Source organism: Rhizobium sp. BK456 (assembly GCF_014194045.1).
GTDB lineage: Bacteria > Pseudomonadota > Alphaproteobacteria > Rhizobiales > Rhizobiaceae > Rhizobium > Rhizobium redzepovicii.
Genome location: NZ_JACIAO010000007.1, coordinates 122,695 through 139,567 on the forward strand (window position 1 = coordinate 122,695; position 16,873 = coordinate 139,567).

Consider the following 16,873-nt stretch of genomic DNA (forward strand, 5'->3'; position numbering starts at 1 on the left):
GGCCCGCTCAAAGCATCATCCCGCCGCCGACATGGCGGCTGCAGTTTCTCACGCTGTGATTGCGAAACATATTCGATTACCAGCCGGTTAATCCTCCGGAAACAAACATCGCTTATCTCTAAGCCGTTTAACAGCTGGGGTTTCTCATGGGCAGTTTTTCTCTGTTTCACTGGTTGATCGTCCTGATCCTGTTCGGCGTGCCATTGTTCTTCGTTTTCAGAAAACCGCTGGTTGGGCCGAACCGCTTCGGCGGCCGGCCGCCGGCCATGGGTTTCGGCCAGGCGATTGGAAGCTATTTCAAGAACTATGTGAACTTCAACGGCAGAGCGAGCCGATCGGAATTCTGGTATTCGGCACTCTTTGTCTCTCTCGTCGCCATCGCTTTGCTTGTCGTGGATCGGAGCCAAACCTTGAACCGGATCTGGTCGCTGGCCACGTTTCTTCCGTGGATCGCCGTGGCCGCCCGACGCCTTCACGACATCAACCGAAGCGGATGGTGGCAGCTTCTTGCACTATTAGTTCCCATTGGGTCGGTCGTCGTGCTCGTATGGTACTGCAGGGCGTCGACAATGGATGATTCCAGGGAAGCCGTGTTCGCGTGAGCAAGGTGTGAGAATGGTCCTCGCGGGTTGAGCGGGTCCGAGGCACCGGTCATCGTCGTTACGCGGACTGCGGGGTGCGGTCCGCTTCTGACGGCATCCCGAAGGGGACCGGCGCGGTTGGCAAAAGCCCGCCTCTGCCTCAGTACTTCATGTTCCGTAATTCAGGAAAATCATAGTAACGCAGCCGCTTGTCATGGCAGCGATAGTCGTTCTTTTTCAAGTCCACTATCAAGTCGTGTTGCAAGCTCAGGCCGATATAGGACCAGTTCGGATTGCTGCGTTCCGTCGTGCGCGTGCAATAAGCATATATCTGCTTTTCCGGATTCAGCAGAACCACGCTCGAAATCTCGGCCTTTACGAAGTTCCCCGGCTTAATGGTTCCCTGCAGCACATCGACGTGCTCGCGCCGAATTACGCTGGAAGGCGGCCGCTGGGAATCTGCAACGGATTGCGGAACCGGCGCCTGGCAGCCAGCCAGCGCCAGCAGGGCAGCGCAGACAAGGAATTTGATTTTCATTCGGCTGGATCTTCCTCTACGAAAATCGATGGACTGAACTTTCCGGATGGACAGCGCTCGCACAACGCTGGGGCAAATCGCGCCGCCACTCAACAATGCCTGGAACGGCGACTCAACCCGAGCCCTCGTCCTGGGTCAGGTCTTCATGCCGGTCAGCTCGGGAAACGGGTAGTAGCGCAGCCGCTTGTCTTTGCAGCGATTATCGTTCGCGGTCCCGCCTAGGATTTGGCTATCCGTGAAAGAGATGCCGAGATAGGCCCAGTCTCCCCAGCTGCGTTTGGGCACCACGCGGACACAGTAGGCATAGATCTTCTTCTCGGGATCAAACAGCACAACGCTCGAAATCCGGGCCCAGACGACTTCTCCCGCTTCGTGTCTATAACTTCTCTTGAATATGAGGTTGATGAAGTTCTGCCGGACGTCATTCGAGGGAGGCCGCTGGGAATCGGCAACGGATTGCGACACCTGGGCATTGCAGCCGGCGAGCATCAGGAAGGCAGCGCAAGCAAGGACTTTTATTTTCATTCAGTTGGATCTCCAAGAATCGGAGCGTAATAAACGCTGCGCATTCTTACAAACACAGCGGGAACAATATTTGCAATACGCGAAAATGAATATGATTGAGCCTGCGCATGTGACTGCATGACAGTGGATATGGCTGCGTCGCTCGACTTATACCGGAGGGTTTGAAACGGAACTTGCGGCCCCGTTCTCATCATCGGCGATTGGTACGCCCGCTTCCAACGCTGCGAGGATAAAAGCCTGCCGCACCGTCTCGGCCGGCATCCGCCCGGCAAGCCAGGCACGACAGAAATCGATGGCTCTTTGCTGATGAACGCCGTCATGGATCGGCCAGTCGGAGACGAGTGCATAAAGCGCGTCCTGCGGTGAGCGGAGAACCAGCCGTTCGCCGGCATCAAGATCGATCGAGATCGTTTTTTTCCAGAACGCGGAATGGTCGCTAATGGCAGTAGCACCTGAAGGTGAATTGACCAGGAATAACTGCGGAAGCCCGATCTCGGTTCCAGTGTGGGTCCGGATGGTATCACTATTGGAAGGGGCGATACGCCGACATGGGAAGGATGCAAGGAGAAGCGTTGCGGCGCGTCCTTTGAGGCTCCGCCCGATTGGGCGTGCGCCTTCAGGATGAGGATCGGCGGGAATGCCGCGCCAGCGCTCAAGAGAGACCTTGAGATGATCGTCGGAACCCAAGAAAGCCTCATCCTGAGCGCCGCCGCCCTTTCAGGCGGGCAGCCTGCAGCCCTTGCTCATGCCGGCGGACTGCATGGCGGAAACCTTGCCTTTTGATGCAGCAATTTCGCCTTCCTTGTCTCCCCCGGCAACGCTGCCGATGGGGACGCCGACAAGAAAGACGCCGAAGGCATCGCCGTTCGCCGCGCTGATCTGCTGCTTCGACAAGTCGTCCAGCTTGGCTCTCTCCTTTTTCAGTTCGGCGGCGAGAGCTTCGCAGCTAAGGTTCGTATAAGCCGCCATTGGAATGTCGACCTGGACAATAGCGTCAGGACGTTTGGCGCAGCCGGCGAGTGCCGCCGTCGCCGCAAATGCGATAATGATCTTTTTCATGAATGGTCCCCAATTCCCGCAATAGCTGTAACATTGCCGCCCTCATCGCGGGAGATGATCCGTCTTTCAACCACAGACTTTTATTGATTCACTCGGGAAAACCGCATTGCAGACTCTTTGCCGACATTCCGCGCCGAACATTATTCGCCAATCCGAACGATTCATTCGTTTCCCTTTTGTACTCTTTCCCTCTTCCCTTTCGCGCTGACTCTCTCCATATTCCCGCCATGGCCAAATCTCCGAAGAAATCCCCCGCCCCGAATGGCTTCGAGGAAGCCCCGCAGTCGTCCTTCGAGGGCGCTCCCCTGTCCGGCTCCGTGGCCGACTGGGTCAAGCAGCTGGAGGCTGATGCCGAAGCGTCGGGCGTCGAGACCCAGCGCCAGATCGCCTCAAAGGCCGGCAAGCACCGCAAGAAGGTGGAAATCGCGGCTTCGAAATCGGCGCGTGGCACTTCGATGGGCGGCTCGACCGACCCGAAGACGCGCGCGGCCGCAGGCCTCAACCCCGTAGCGGGCATGAATACGACGCTGGAGGAAGCCTCGTCGCTGCAGGCCGGCACCGCCGTCACTGCCACCGTCGAGGCGCTGTCAGCGCTGATCGAGAGCGGCAACCCGCTGCATAAGAACGGCAAGATCTGGACGCCGCACCGCCCGGCCCGGCCGGACAAGTCGGAAGGCGGCATCCGCATCCTGATGAAGTCGGATTACGAGCCGGCCGGCGATCAACCCACAGCCATCCGCGATCTAGTCGAAGGGCTGGAGAATGGCGACCGCAGCCAAGTGCTGCTCGGCGTCACCGGCTCCGGCAAGACCTTCACCATGGCCAAGGTGATCGAGGCGACGCAGCGCCCGGCCGTCATCCTGGCGCCGAACAAGACGCTGGCCGCCCAGCTCTATTCGGAATTCAAGAATTTCTTCCCCGACAACGCGGTGGAATATTTCGTTTCCTACTACGATTATTACCAGCCGGAAGCCTATGTGCCGCGCTCCGACACCTATATCGAGAAGGAAAGCTCGATCAACGAGCAGATCGACCGCATGCGCCACTCGGCGACGCGCTCGCTGCTCGAACGCGACGATTGCATTATCGTCGCCTCGGTCTCCTGCATCTACGGTATCGGCTCGGTCGAGACCTATACCGCGATGACCTTCCAGATGTCGGTCGGTGACCGGCTGGACCAGCGCCAGCTGCTGGCCGACCTCGTCGCCCAGCAATATAAGCGCCGCGACATGGATTTCACCCGCGGCAGCTTCCGGGTGCGCGGCGACACGATCGAACTCTTCCCCGCCCACCTTGAAGATGCCGCCTGGCGCATCTCGATGTTCGGCGACGAGATCGACGCCATCACCGAGTTCGATCCGCTCACCGGCCAGAAGGTCGGCGATCTGAAATCGGTGAAGATCTACGCCAATTCGCACTATGTCACGCCGCGCCCGACGCTGAATGGCGCCATCAAGTCGATCAAGGAGGAGCTCAGGCTTCGCCTTGCCGAGCTTGAGAAGGCCGGCCGCCTGCTGGAAGCCCAGCGCCTGGAGCAGCGCACGCGCTACGATATCGAAATGCTCGAAGCCACCGGCTCCTGCCAGGGCATTGAGAACTATTCTCGTTATCTCACCGGCCGCGACCCCGGCGATCCGCCGCCGACGCTGTTCGAATATATCCCCGACAACGCCCTCGTCTTCATCGACGAAAGCCATGTCACCGTGCCGCAGATCGGCGGCATGTACCGCGGCGACTTCCGGCGTAAGGCGACGCTGGCCGAATACGGCTTCCGCCTGCCCTCCTGCATGGACAACCGGCCGCTGCGCTTCGAGGAATGGGACGCCATGCGCCCCGACACGATCGCCGTTTCGGCCACCCCCGGCAGCTGGGAGATGGAACAGTCCGGCGGCGTCTTCGCCGAACAGGTGATCCGGCCTACGGGCCTGATCGACCCGCCGGTCGAGGTCCGCTCAGCCCGCACCCAGGTCGACGACGTGCTCGGCGAGATCCGCGAAACCGCCGCCAAGGGCTATCGCACGCTGTGCACCGTGCTGACTAAGCGCATGGCCGAAGACCTCACAGAATATCTGCATGAGCAGGGCGTGCGCGTCCGCTACATGCACTCCGACATCGACACGTTGGAGCGCATAGAGATCCTCCGCGACCTCCGCCTCGGCGCCTTCGACGTGCTCGTCGGCATCAACTTGCTGCGCGAGGGCCTCGACATTCCCGAATGCGGCTTCGTTGCCATCCTCGACGCCGACAAGGAAGGTTTCCTGCGATCCGAGACATCGCTGATCCAGACGATCGGCCGCGCCGCGCGTAACGTCGACGGCAAGGTCATCCTCTATGCCGACCAGGTCACCGGCTCGATGAAGCGGGCGATGGAAGAAACCGGCCGCCGCCGCGAAAAGCAGATGATCTATAACCAGGAGCATGGCATCACCCCGGAATCGGTGAAAGCCAGGATCTCCGACATCCTCGACTCTGTCTACGAACGCGACCACGTCCGCGCCGATATCTCAGGCGTTTCAGGTAAGGGCTTCGCCGATGGCGGCAACCTCGTCGGCAACAACCTACAGGCCCATCTCAACGCGCTCGAAAAGAGCATGCGCGACGCCGCCGCCGATCTCGACTTCGAAAAAGCCGCCCGCCTCCGCGACGAAATCAAACGCCTCAAGGCCGCCGAACTGGCCGTGATGGACGATCCGATGGCCCGAGAGGAATCCAAGGCAATGGAAGGTAAAGCTCGCGACAAATACCCTTCTCCCCAGCGGGGAGAAGGTGCCGGCAGGGCGGATGAGGGGGCCACCCCCTCCTACTTCGCTAAGCCTTCAATCGACGACATGGGCCCAGGCACCGACACTGCCACGCCCCTCTTCCGCAAACCCGCCCTCAATGACATGGGCCGCGACATCGCCGAACCCGCCAAGAAGAGCCTGTTCCGCAAAAACGACCTCGACGAAATGACGGTCGGCCGCACGGAGAAGCCGGTCACCGGACAGCTGCCGGAAAAGCCCGATGCCGCCAAGGGTTCGAAGCGGTTTTCACCACTGCTGGAGGGCCAGCCGGACCGCGACGATGGCCTGCGGCCCGTAGTACGCGCCCGGGTGGGCGCCGGCAGCTACGAGGATCCGGGCGAACAGAAGCGTAAGGGCCGGACGAAGGGGAAGACTGGGCGGCCGGGGCGGTGAGCGAACGGCACGCCGAGTGAGGGAGCCCACTCCGCAAAATAACCAATGCCGCGGCGAACATACTTCCCCCTCATCCAGACCCGACCCTCCCCGTCCCCGCTACCAGCGCAAAATAAATCCGCTCTACCCGACAGGCTGCACTCCTGGCGCTCGCCTCGAACCCCGCCGCCGGCCAGCCGCGCCGAGGGCTGCCGTCGGCCGCAATCAGCCAGTACCAGCGCTCGTCCGACCCCGTCAGGTCGATCTTGAAGATCCGCCCCATGCAGGCATCGCCGTAGAAACCGATGAAATCGTCGCCGGGCTTTTCCTTCCAGGAGTGGCGCCACCTCCCCCGCGGCGTCTCGCCGCTGACGACCATCTCCCAGCTCTTCCAGCCGTTATAGTCCGATTGCGCCGTCAGGGAGCCATCATAGGGTTTCGCCTCGATCTGCAGGCAGCCTTCGAGAAACTCTGCGACCGAGTTGCAAACGGTGTTCCATGCCTCGTCACTGTGCCAGGTCAGTTTGTAGGCGAACTCATCAGAGACATTCTTCAAGGCAGCGGCGACGGTGGAGGCCACACCTTCCCGGCTCGCCGGTTCGCCGCGCAGCCTGATAAGGAGATAGGTGCAGAGAAAATCTGCCGTATCCCGCGCGATCGGTTTGATGACATGAAGGTTTCGGCGCTTGCCGACCTCATAGCCGCCGAAATCCCGGATGCGGCGCTGAGGCTGTTTGCGAAGGGCATTATTGAGGAACGATCTGAGAAGCGTTCCGATATCGTCTTGCATGCGTTTCCTCTCCTCGTGAGGATGTCTCTGCCGCATGGTTTCGTGAATGGCTCCGCCCGAGCCGTAAAATCAGAGCAATTCCGGGCGCAAAACGCCGCACGCTTTTGCCCGGATTGCTTTAGATCAGCGTCGGTTCCGGATCGTCCTCGACCTCTTCGATGATCTCCGGCCTATCGTTCTTCGGAGAGCCGACATCCCGGCCGATCTTCCACATCGTCATCAGTTCGGAGGGGAAGGATTTCAGGAGATCGTTCGGGTCCGGTTCGGGCGACAGCCATCTCTCGTAATCGGCGCGATGCAGAATGACGGGCATGCGGTCATGAATCTCAGACATCATCTCGTTCGGCTCACAGGTGACGACGGCAAAGTTGCGGATGGACACGCCCCTCTCATCCGTCCACGTCTCCCAGATGCCGGCGAGCGCAAAAGGCGAGCCGTCGGTCATGGCGATGGCATAGGGCTGTTTGTTCTTGCCGGTCCCGTGAATGTCCTTCCATTCGAAGAAGCCATTGATCGGAATGAGGCAGCGACGCGATCGGTATGCCGAGCGGAACATGCCGTTGCCGCTGATCGTCTCGCATCGAACATTGACTGGCGGCGGCCTGCCGCCGGGTTTCGCCCAGGAAGGCATCAGACCCCAGCGCGCGGTCACGAATATAGGCCCCGACGTATCGGGTTCGCGCACGATATCCCTGATGATAATAGGATAATCTTGCGACGGCGCCCCATTCCAGCGGGGAAAGCGGTTTCCCAGCCCGTCGATATCCCCGCCCTTCACTGCAAAGGCGAAATTGCCGATCAATTCTTCAAGCGAAGTTTTTACGAAGATGCGTCCGCACATTGTGCTTCCTGTCGATCGAATATTAGATGTTCTGATTATGTTCTCAGCGGTGACGTCGTCAACGAAGCGTCAGTTGTGGCCGTTCAGGAATGCCCCTTCGCGGCCAGGATGACACAGAAATGAAGGATGAGAAGTAGGCGCCCTCTCGTCGAGGCTGAGAGGAGGCCTGCCCCATCAATCGGTCTATTGCGAAGCAAGCCGAATTGGCGGAAAAAACACGTCAGGCAAGCGGCGTGACAAACGAATCGGAAACCACCCATGCCCGAACTCCGCATCGACCCCTTCCCCTCGCCCGCCGATCTCAACGCCCTCTGGTCGGCAGCCTGGAACACGCCTGAAGCACCGGATTTCTCCCACATCCTCCCCCGCAGCCTCACCCATATCGGCGCCTATCACGACGACACACTCGTCGGCTTCGTCAATGTCGCCTGGGATGGCGGCATCCATGCCTTCATTCTCGACACCTCAGTGCATTCCGACCTGCGCCGGCAGGGGATTGCGACGCGGCTGGTCAGGGAAGCGACGAGAGTTGCGCGGGAGCGCGGCGCTGAGTGGCTGCATGTCGATTTCGAACCGCACCTGACCGACTTCTACCGAGCCTGTGACTTCCAGCCCACCGCGGCGGGCCTCATCAAGCTCGCATGAGAACCAGGCCGCCCTCAAACGGCAGGCGCCAACCCCATCATCAGCCGGGATAGCGACGCAGATGGTCGGGCGCCGACGCGCAATGCCAAAGCGCGCCAAAGGAATACAGTTTTTCACGCTTATACCGCGAGCTTATGTCCGCTTATGATGGGTATAAATTAAAAGACTAAAATACGACTTTTGGTTTGCAAATTCAAAGTCCTTTCCCAGTATTTCAGCCTTACTTTTTCGTTAAAAGACCAAGAAAAAATCACAATTTTTCATTGAAAACTTCATTAATGGTTGGCATAGATCCCCGTGGGGTTGTCGTCCGCTGAGCCGATGAACAGTTCTTTCGGGGATTTCTCATTTTTCAGAGTAAAACGCATCTTTTGGGGAAGATTAAAATATGGCCTTGAACATTCTGGATACAAACGGCGCCACAATTACCAACACCGGTGCCGAGTTCGAAGCCTACGACGTTATCCGCTACTCTGAAGCCAATCCTTCCGTAGCTGTCTCCCTCACCGTCTCCGACTCCTCCGCCGCGAATCTGGCTGACGAGCTGGGCTCGGTATCGGCGGACGTGATCGGCTCGAGCGGCGACAACACGATCACGACCGGTGCCGGCAACGACATCCTCTCAGGCGGCGACGGCGCAGACATACTGAGCGGTGGCGCCGGCGACGACACGATCTACGGCAATGCCGGCAACGACAAATTGGTCGGCGGTGATGGCAACGACCGGATCACTGATGGTGGTTTTGGCTTTGTGCTCGGACCTGATGGCAGCCTCCAGCCAGAAATTGTCGATATTGACGGCGGCGACGGCGACGATTTGATAACCATTGAGAGATTTGCTCCACTGATATCGGGAACGATCGATGGCGGTGCCGAGATCGATACGTTGCGTGCCTCGGCGCTCCGCGATCTAAAGATCAAGAACGTCGAAGTGCTTGAACTCGCCGATTTCCAGGTGAGCGGTTCGAGCGCGCAGTTCGAAAGCTTCGACAAAATCGCCAGATCAACCGATCCGTTCTTCAGTTTTGACCCCTCACTTGTGGTGACGGATAGCGCCCACCTCGATCTTTCGGACGAACTCGGAGATCTCGGAACTCTCGTCCGCGGCTTCTCCGGAATCGACGTCAAAACCGGCGACGGCAACGATGAGTTTGCGGGCAGCGACGTCAACGATATTTTCGACGGCAGCGGCGGTAGCGACCTCATCAATGGCAACGACGGCGATGATAAACTGACCGGCGGCGCCGGCAACGACACCATTAGTGGCGGCGCGGGCATCGACACGGCTGCATTCACAGGCAATTTCGCCGATTACTCCTTCGCGGTCGACAATGGCAGCCGCGTCGTGACGAGCGTGCTGGAAGGCGCGGATAGACTGACAGACGTCGAATTCGCGCGCTTTGCCGATGGCGTTTACGACTTCGCGACTGAAACCTTCAAGGTCAACAGCATCGAGCCTAGCACCCCGCTGAATATTCTGGACACGAATGGCGCGACGATTACCAAAACCGGCGCTGAGTTTGAAGCCTACGACGTCATCCGCGACTCCGAAATCAATCCTCTCGTCCCGGTCAATTTAGTCATCTCGGATTCCGGCACCGTAGACCTTTCCGACGAACTGGGCTCTGGCTCCGCCAACGTGATCGGCACAAGCGGCAACGATGTGATCACGACAGGCGCAGGCAACGACAATATTGCAGGCGGCGACGGCGCAGACACGCTGAATGGCGGCGCAGGATACGACAGCCTCAATGGCGGCGTTGGCAATGACACGCTGAATGGCGGTGACGGCAATGATTACATCTCCGGCGACGTCGGGAACGACGTTATCAGAGGCGGTGCAGGCAACGATACGATCGACGATGGCGAGCTTTTCGGCCTGAGCCCGGAAGTCATTGACATCAATGCGGGCGACGGCAACGATTCCATAAGCTTAGGAACATTGGCTTCGCTGAATTCCGGAACGATTGATGGCGGCAATGGGATCGATACGCTGCAAGCCGCTTCGCTCCGGGGCCTGACGATCAAAAACATCGAAGTCCTTGAGACGGCAGGATGGTCGGTCGCCGGATCGAGCGCACAGTTCGATAGCTTCGATAAAATCGTCTGGTCGACCGATCCGTTTGGCGATTTTCGCGCCGCGGTGACACTGACGGACAGCGCCCACCTCGATCTGGCCGACGAGTTGGGGGATCTCGGAGCGTTCGTCGACGGCGATGCCTTCGGCATTGACGTCAAGACCGGCGGCGGTGACGATGAGTTTACCGGGACCGACGGCAACGACATTTTCGACGGCAGCGGCGGCAACGATACCCTCAATGGCAATGCCGGCGATGACAAATTGACCGGCGGCGCAGGCAACGACACCATCGATGGCGGTGCGGGCACCGACACGGCACTGTTCGCAGGCAATTTCGCCGATTATTCATTTGCGTTGAACAATGACGATCACCTCCTGACCAGTACCGCGGAAGGTATGGATACGCTGACAGGCGTCGAATTCGCCCGCTTTGCCGATGGCCTCTACGATTTCGGCACGGAAACCTTCACAAGCAACGATACCCAACCGAATGTACCTTTGAATATCCTCGATACGTATGGCTTCATAACAACCATGACCGGCGCTGAGTTCGAAGCCTACGATGTCATCCGCAACTCACCAACCGATCCTCTCGCCCCCGTGATTCTGTTCCTTTCAGATTCCGGGACGGTAGACCTTTCCGACGAATTGGGCTCGGCCGTTGCAGATGTGACCGACTTCGGCGGTGGCGATTCGATCATCACCACCGGCGCAGGCAGCGACAAAATCGCGGGCGGTTACGGCGCAGACACACTGAGCGGCGGCGCCGGAAACGATTGGATCCATGGTGGAGATGGCAACGACACTCTGAAGGGCGGTGATGGCAGTGATTTGCTCTGGGGTGCCGCCGGAAATGACGTCATCAGAGGCGGCGCGGGTGACGATTTCATCTCCGATGGTGAGTTTTTTGGCCTTATCCCTGAGGTCGTTGATATCGACGCGGGCGACGGCGACGATTTTATAACCGTGCCGGCATCGGCTCCGGTGGCTTCAGGAACAATCGATGGCGGTGCCGGCATTGATACTCTCGAAGCCTCGTCGCTGAGAGGCCTGACGATCAAGAACATCGAAGTACTTGCAACGGGATGGGAGGCTGCAGGTTCGAGCGCGCAGTTCGAAAGCTTTGATCAAATTGTCTGGTCGAGCGATCAATCCGACAATCGACCCTCCCTGGTATTAACGGACAGCGCCCACCTCGATCTTTCCGACGAACTGGCGGACCGCGGGGCTTTTATCACCGGCGATACCTCCGGCATCGACGTCAAGACCGGCGGCGGCGCCGACGATTTTGCCGGCACCAACGGCAACGACATTTTTGACGGCAGCGGCGGCAACGACATCTTCAATGGCCGCACCGGCAATGACACATTGATCGGCGGCGCGGGCATCGACACCGCGGTTTTCTCAGGCAATTTCGCTAATTATTCCCTGGCGTTGAACAATGGCGATCACGTCCTGAGCAGCGCCGAGGAAGGTGTGGACACGCTGCGCGACATGGAGTTCGCCAAGTTTGCCGATGGCATCTACGATTTCGCCACGGAAACTTTCAAACTCAACAATACCGCACCGACCAATATCCAGCTTTCGAAAACCTCTCTCTCGGAGGACACGCCGATCTGGACCACGGTTGGTCTGCTGAGTGCCAAGGACGCCGACGGCGACAAGCTTACCTACAAGCTCATCGACGGCGCCGACGATCACTTCCGCCTCAATGGTAATCGCATCGTCACCTCGAAGGCTTTGGACTACGAGACGGACAAATCGCACACGATCAAGGTAGCCGTCTCCGACGGCAAGGTCACCGTCGAAAAAGACATCACGATCAACGTGCTCGACGTCAACGAAGCGCCGGTCAACCAAGCGCCGATCAAGCTGTCTTTCTCGCGCAGCTCGATCTCCGAGAATGTCGCCATCGGCACATCGGTCGGTCTTCTCTCAGCCGTCGATCCGGAGGGCGGTACGGTGAAGTGGCGGCTGACCGATGATGCGGACGGCATCTTCAAGCTGGTCGGCAACAAGATCCAGACAAAGGCTGCCATCGACTACGAAAGCAGCCACAGCCTGACCTTCACCGCCGAGGCCTATGACGCGGCTGGAAATGCTACCAGCCACGACTTCACGATCGCCGTGAAGGACGTCTTCGAGCCATCGTTTTCGAGCCTGCTGCACTAAGCGCTGATCTAGCCTCAACATGATCGCTCCCAGATTCAGGGATGCGTCCCAACCTCTTTTTTGAAAGTTTGAATATGGCCTTGAACATTCTGGACACCAACGGCTCACCAATCACCAAAACCGGCGCTGAGTTCGAAGCGTACGATGTTATCCGCTACTCCGCCGCTAATCCTCTCGCTACGGTCACACTGCAAGTTTCAGCCTCCGGTACGGCAGACCTGGCCGACGAGCTAGGCTCGGTTTCGGCAAATGTGACGGGCTCAGGCAGTGCCAATGTGATCACAACAGGCGGAGGCAACGACACTATTTGGGGTGGAGCCGGCGCAGACACGCTGAATGGTGGAGGCGGAAACGATTCGATCAACGGCGGCACTGGCAACGACACGCTCAATGGCGGCGAAGGCAATGACGTACTCACCGGCGACGTCGGCAATGATGTCATCCGCGGTGGCGCAGGCGACGACACGATTTACGATGGTGACTATTTCTCAAGCGCCGCTGAAGTCTTCAACATCGATGCGGGCACTGGCAACGACATCGTGAACCTATCAAACGATGTCAGCCTCAAAATATCCGGAACAGTCGACGGCGGCGCCGGCACCGACAGGCTGCAAGCTAGTGCTTTGACAGGCCTGACAATCAAGAACTTCGAAATCCTCGAGGCAGGGCCATTTGGCATTGTCGCATCGACCGCGCAGCTCGAAAGCTTCGACAAGATCGTCGCACAAAATGGCAGTTTTGACATCAACTTGAGCATAATGGACGGTGCCCATGTCGATCTCTCTGACGAACTGACAAGTGGCCAAGTATATATCTATGGCAGGGTCTCCGGTATCGATGTCACGACCGGCAGCAGCCAGGATCACTTCTTAGGGACTGGCGGCAATGATATTTTCGACGCCCGCGGCGGCGACGACCTCATCAATGGCAACGACGGAAATGACCTGCTGACCGGCGGCGAAGGCAACGACACGATCTATGGCGGCGCCGGAAATGATATCATCAGGGGCGGAACAGGCAACGACACGATCTTTGATGGTGACTCTGTCGGCATTTCTCCGGAAGTCCTCGACATCAATGCGGGCGACGGCAACGATACCATAAGCGTGGAGACATATGCTCAGGCGCTCTCTGGAACAATCGATGGTGGCGCTGGCCTTGACAAGTTGCTAGGCGGACAGTTCACCGGCCTGACGATCAAGAACGTCGAAATTCTTGATACGGCAGGTCATGGAGCCGTTGGTTCGGCCGCGCAGTTCGAGAGCTTCGATAAGATCATCAGCTCGGATCCGGACTCTCCCGTTTTCTTGAGATTGACAGACGGCGCACATGTCGATCTTTCCGAAGAACTGGCAAACTATGGGGTCGACATTAGCGGCATTAGCGGCGCCGCCTTTGGTATCGACGTCAAGACCGGCGGCGGCGGCGACCTGTTGACTGGGACTGATGGCAACGACATTTTGGACAGCGGCGCAGGCAATGACAAGCTCTTCGGTGGCGCCGGAAGTGATGTCCTCAGGGGTGGAGCGGGCGACGACAAGATCACCGACGGCGATAATATTTCCACCGCCCCTGAAGCCTTCGACATTGACGCCGGCGACGGCAATGATGCCATCAACTTGCAGTCACACTCTTCCGCGCTTTCCGGAACGATTGATGGCGGCGCCGGCACGGATACGCTCCGCGTTATCGAGCCGACCTTGGATCCCGGCATGGAATTCATCGGACTTGCCGGCCTGACGATCAAAAACGTCGAAATTCTCGAAACGGCGGGCGCCGAGGTTCTCGCTTCGGCCGCCCAGTTCGAAAGCTTCGACAAGATCGTCAAATACGACAAGCCGGGTTACGAGGACGATGTGCTTGCACTGACGCTGACGGACAGCGCCCATGCCGATCTTTCCGACGAGTTGGCAAACCGCCATGTCGACATCTTCGGCACCGCCTTCGGCATCGACGTCAAGACCGGCGGCGGAGACGACTATTTCTTCGGGACCGATGGCAACGACCGGTTCGAAGGCGGCGCCGGCAATGACGCACTGTTTGGCGGCGCCGGCATCGACACGGCGGTCTTCTCCGGCAATTTCGCCAATTATACCTTCGCGATGAACAACGGCGATCACGTCCTGACCAGCGCCAAGGAAGGGACCGATACGCTGCGTGACATCGAAATCGCTCGTTTTGCCGATGGTGTCTACGATTTCGCCAAGGGCACCTTCACGGCTGACCACAATGCCGCGCCGACTAATCTCCAGTTGTCGAAAACCTCCTTGTTGGAAAACACGCCGATCTGGACGACGCTCGGCCTGCTCAGCGCCAAGGACGCCGATGGTGACACCTTGACCTACAAGCTCATCGACGGGGCCGACGATCACTTCCGCCTCAATGGCAATCGCATCGTCACCTCGAAGGCCTTCGACTACGAGACAGCCAAATCGCACACGATCAAGGTCGCGGTCTCCGACGGCAAGGTCACGGTCGAAAAGGACATCACCATTAACGTCCTCGACGTCAACGAAGCCCCGGTCAACCAGGCGCCGATCAAGCTCTCTTTCTCGCGCAGCTCGATCTCCGAGAATGTCGCGATCGGCACGTCGGTCGGTCTTCTCTCGGCCGTCGACCCGGAAGGCGGGGCAGTGAAGTGGCGGCTGACCGACGACGCGGACGGCATCTTCAAGCTCGTCGGCAACAAGATCCAGACCAAGGCCGCGATCGACTTTGAAAGCAACCACAGCCTGACCTTCACCGCCGAAGCCTATGACGCGGCTGGAAATACCACCAGCCACGATTTCACGATCATCGTAAAGGACGTCTTCGAACCGTCGTTTACGAGCCAGTCGCATGAAGCATTGATCTAACCGCGATACGATCGCCGGTGGACGCAGAGATGCGCAACCGGCGATCTCGACAAAAAATGCCGGACTCCCTGCCTGGCTGCCCCAAGCGGCAGAACTTTCCTGGTACCCAAGACATCGGTAGGAAACCGCGAGGGCGGCGACCGCTTCCGGACCGCCCTTTTCCAAAATGCACCTCCACCTTGATACCCGTTTCGGTTATGATTTCTCGTCATCCGAGGAGAGCCCGCATGCGCCTGCCCACATTCATCCTGGCCCTGGCCGTCTCAGCGCTCGCAGCCTTGCCCGCATCGGCCGAGACGTACAAGACACCGAAGGCGCTGCTCAAGGCTCTCTACAGTTACAACACCGACAACAGCGATGCCGAGGCGCCCTCGCCTTATTCGATCTTCTTTTCCGACCATCTGAACGAACTCCTGCAGGCCGACCTCGACAACACGCCCGAGGGCGACGTTGGCGCAATCGACTTCGATCCCGTCATCGCGGGCCAGGACGGCACGGCGAGCGACGTCAGGATCGGCCAACCAATCGTGCTGGATGATAAGGCCGAGGTGGAGGTGCAGTTCGAAAACGGCCAAGAGGTGACACTCTTCTACACGCTGGTGCGGCAACACGGCGGCTGGAAGGTCGACGACATCGCCAATCAGAAGGCGGATAATCCGTGGAGCCTGAGCGCGTTGCTGGGTGATACACAATAAGGGGCGGCCTTGGGCACCCTCGCATGGATGAAGCAACAATTGCGCTAACTTGGGTAGAAAGCCGCAGGTGCAGAGGATAGCCCTCATCGTGAGGAGGCCCGAAGAGCCGTCTCGAACCACGAGGGCGGGCGAGGAATCTCCCATGCAATTTCGTGTGCGAGGCAATGGCGCCGGTGTCCGCCCCGTCCTTCTAGGCTTCGGCCACCGGCTTCCGCACCTCTGGATGAGGCCGGATCGATGGCCACGCCAGACGACAAAATCCATGCCCGGCTATCGAATCTACCCGCTCGTCCCGGTTCGGCACGGAATCCCTCTATGGCACAGCCGTGCAAGGAACCGCTAACTTTTCGTCAAGTATCTGAATCTTCGACATTTACCGACTTCGATGCGGGCATGTCAAAATAATCCCGCTTGCTTTTTGCCCGAAAAGCTGGCACCAATTCACCTACTCGGGCATTTGCATGCCGGTGACTGGACTGATGTGGTAATCCCTTCCGTTTGGAAGGCGGCGCGGGACTACCCGCCTACGTAGACGTTCTTTCCCCGTACGTGACTTCTCCGACTGACCCTTCGTCCCAATCGATCGGGGCGAAAGCTAAAGCCGTCCGCTTCCTCTCGGGGGCGCGGATACTACACAGACTAAGGGAAAAGGACGATCCCAATGGCCACCAAGGGCACCGTAAAATTCTTCAACCAGGACAAGGGTTTTGGTTTCATCACGCCGGACGGCGGCGCAAAGGACGTTTTCGTCCATATCTCTGCGCTGCAGGCTTCTGGAATCCAGTCGCTGCGCGAAGGCCAGCAGGTTACCTTCGACACCGAGCCGGACCGCATGGGCAAGGGCCCGAAGGCCGTAAACATCTCAGCTTCGTAAGTTAGACTTTCCGCTTCGGCGGCATGAACGGCGCTCCACAAGGGGCGCCGTTTCTGTTTGCGT

General features: G+C 58.8%; 13 protein-coding genes. 7 read left to right on the forward strand and 6 right to left on the reverse strand.

Annotated features, from left to right (window positions below):
• The first annotated feature begins 146 nt into the window (after positions 1 to 146).
• The gene (locus FHX03_RS20310) at positions 147 to 602 is read left to right on the forward strand and encodes a DUF805 domain-containing protein (RefSeq protein WP_183779449.1); all 456 of its coding nucleotides are present in this window, start codon (positions 147 to 149) and stop codon (positions 600 to 602) included.
• Between the two features lie 139 nt (positions 603 to 741).
• Here the strand turns inward: FHX03_RS20310 and FHX03_RS20315 are convergent, their stop codons facing one another.
• The 4 genes from FHX03_RS20315 to FHX03_RS20330 all read right to left on the reverse strand — a co-directional run bounded on the left by FHX03_RS20315 (position 742) and on the right by FHX03_RS20330 (position 2,703).
• Positions 742 to 1,119, reverse strand: coding sequence for a hypothetical protein (locus FHX03_RS20315; protein WP_183855144.1), 378 nt, complete (start codon positions 1,117 to 1,119; stop codon positions 742 to 744).
• Positions 1,120 to 1,254: 135 nt separating this feature from the next.
• Positions 1,255 to 1,644 carry a hypothetical protein gene (locus tag FHX03_RS20320; protein WP_183855146.1) on the reverse strand — a complete coding sequence of 130 codons (390 nt, stop codon included), beginning with the start codon at positions 1,642 to 1,644 and terminating at the stop codon, positions 1,255 to 1,257.
• Positions 1,645 to 1,791: 147 nt separating this feature from the next.
• Positions 1,792 to 2,331 carry a DUF982 domain-containing protein gene (locus FHX03_RS34535; RefSeq protein WP_246699272.1) on the reverse strand — a complete coding sequence of 180 codons (540 nt, stop codon included), beginning with the start codon at positions 2,329 to 2,331 and terminating at the stop codon, positions 1,792 to 1,794.
• A gap of 30 nt (positions 2,332 to 2,361) precedes the next feature.
• The gene (locus FHX03_RS20330) at positions 2,362 to 2,703 is read right to left on the reverse strand and encodes a lipoprotein (RefSeq protein WP_183855148.1); all 342 of its coding nucleotides are present in this window, start codon (positions 2,701 to 2,703) and stop codon (positions 2,362 to 2,364) included.
• A 227-nt stretch (positions 2,704 to 2,930) separates the two neighbouring features.
• Between FHX03_RS20330 and uvrB the strand changes: the two genes are divergently transcribed.
• Positions 2,931 to 5,879 (forward strand): excinuclease ABC subunit UvrB, encoded by a 2,949-nt coding sequence (gene uvrB, locus FHX03_RS20335; RefSeq protein WP_183855150.1) that lies wholly within the window; start codon positions 2,931 to 2,933, stop codon positions 5,877 to 5,879.
• Between the two features lie 70 nt (positions 5,880 to 5,949).
• Here uvrB and FHX03_RS20340 read toward each other — a convergent pair whose 3' ends face one another.
• Entirely contained in the window at positions 5,950 to 6,648 is a 699-nt protein-coding gene (locus FHX03_RS20340) for a hypothetical protein (RefSeq protein WP_183855152.1), read from the reverse strand.
• 118 nt (positions 6,649 to 6,766) lie between these two features.
• Positions 6,767 to 7,489, reverse strand: a complete 723-nt coding sequence (locus tag FHX03_RS20345; RefSeq protein WP_097625872.1) for an SOS response-associated peptidase — start codon at positions 7,487 to 7,489, stop codon at positions 6,767 to 6,769.
• 258 nt (positions 7,490 to 7,747) lie between these two features.
• Here FHX03_RS20345 and FHX03_RS20350 point away from each other — a divergent pair, with 258 nt between their 5' ends.
• The 5 genes from FHX03_RS20350 to FHX03_RS20375 all read left to right on the forward strand — a co-directional run bounded on the left by FHX03_RS20350 (position 7,748) and on the right by FHX03_RS20375 (position 16,810).
• The gene (locus FHX03_RS20350; RefSeq protein ID WP_183855154.1) at positions 7,748 to 8,134 is read left to right on the forward strand and encodes a GNAT family N-acetyltransferase; all 387 of its coding nucleotides are present in this window, start codon (positions 7,748 to 7,750) and stop codon (positions 8,132 to 8,134) included.
• 388 nt (positions 8,135 to 8,522) lie between these two features.
• A complete protein-coding gene (locus tag FHX03_RS20360) occupies positions 8,523 to 12,386 on the forward strand; it encodes a cadherin domain-containing protein (protein ID WP_409565145.1) in 3,864 nt (1,287 codons plus the stop codon).
• A gap of 74 nt (positions 12,387 to 12,460) precedes the next feature.
• A complete protein-coding gene (locus FHX03_RS20365) occupies positions 12,461 to 15,241 on the forward strand; it encodes a metal-binding protein (protein WP_183855156.1) in 2,781 nt (926 codons plus the stop codon).
• A gap of 227 nt (positions 15,242 to 15,468) precedes the next feature.
• Entirely contained in the window at positions 15,469 to 15,936 is a 468-nt protein-coding gene (locus tag FHX03_RS20370; RefSeq protein WP_183855158.1) for a DUF3828 domain-containing protein, read from the forward strand.
• 661 nt (positions 15,937 to 16,597) lie between these two features.
• On the forward strand, positions 16,598 to 16,810 hold the full coding sequence (locus FHX03_RS20375; protein WP_003540801.1) for a cold-shock protein: 213 nt from the start codon (positions 16,598 to 16,600) through the stop codon (positions 16,808 to 16,810).
• The last annotated feature ends 63 nt before the right edge of the window (positions 16,811 to 16,873 follow it).

Excerpts from the sequence above, each read along its gene's own strand:
- FHX03_RS20315 (WP_183855144.1), bottom strand. The coding sequence starts at position 1,119 with ATGAAAATCAAATTCCTTGTCTGCGCTGCCCTGCTGGCGCTGGCTGGC.
- FHX03_RS20330 (WP_183855148.1), bottom strand. The coding sequence starts at position 2,703 with ATGAAAAAGATCATTATCGCATTTGCGGCGACGGCGGCACTCGCCGGC.
- FHX03_RS20310 (WP_183779449.1), top strand. The coding sequence starts at position 147 with ATGGGCAGTTTTTCTCTGTTTCACTGGTTGATCGTCCTGATCCTGTTC.
- FHX03_RS20345 (WP_097625872.1), bottom strand. The coding sequence starts at position 7,489 with ATGTGCGGACGCATCTTCGTAAAAACTTCGCTTGAAGAATTGATCGGC.
- FHX03_RS20375 (WP_003540801.1), top strand. The coding sequence starts at position 16,598 with ATGGCCACCAAGGGCACCGTAAAATTCTTCAACCAGGACAAGGGTTTT.
- FHX03_RS20350 (WP_183855154.1), top strand. The coding sequence starts at position 7,748 with ATGCCCGAACTCCGCATCGACCCCTTCCCCTCGCCCGCCGATCTCAAC.
- FHX03_RS20370 (WP_183855158.1), top strand. The coding sequence starts at position 15,469 with ATGCGCCTGCCCACATTCATCCTGGCCCTGGCCGTCTCAGCGCTCGCA.
- uvrB (WP_183855150.1), top strand. The coding sequence starts at position 2,931 with ATGGCCAAATCTCCGAAGAAATCCCCCGCCCCGAATGGCTTCGAGGAA.
- FHX03_RS20340 (WP_183855152.1), bottom strand. The coding sequence starts at position 6,648 with ATGCAAGACGATATCGGAACGCTTCTCAGATCGTTCCTCAATAATGCC.
- FHX03_RS20320 (WP_183855146.1), bottom strand. The coding sequence starts at position 1,644 with ATGAAAATAAAAGTCCTTGCTTGCGCTGCCTTCCTGATGCTCGCCGGC.
- FHX03_RS20365 (WP_183855156.1), top strand. The coding sequence starts at position 12,461 with ATGGCCTTGAACATTCTGGACACCAACGGCTCACCAATCACCAAAACC.
- FHX03_RS20360 (WP_409565145.1), top strand. The coding sequence starts at position 8,523 with ATGGCCTTGAACATTCTGGATACAAACGGCGCCACAATTACCAACACC.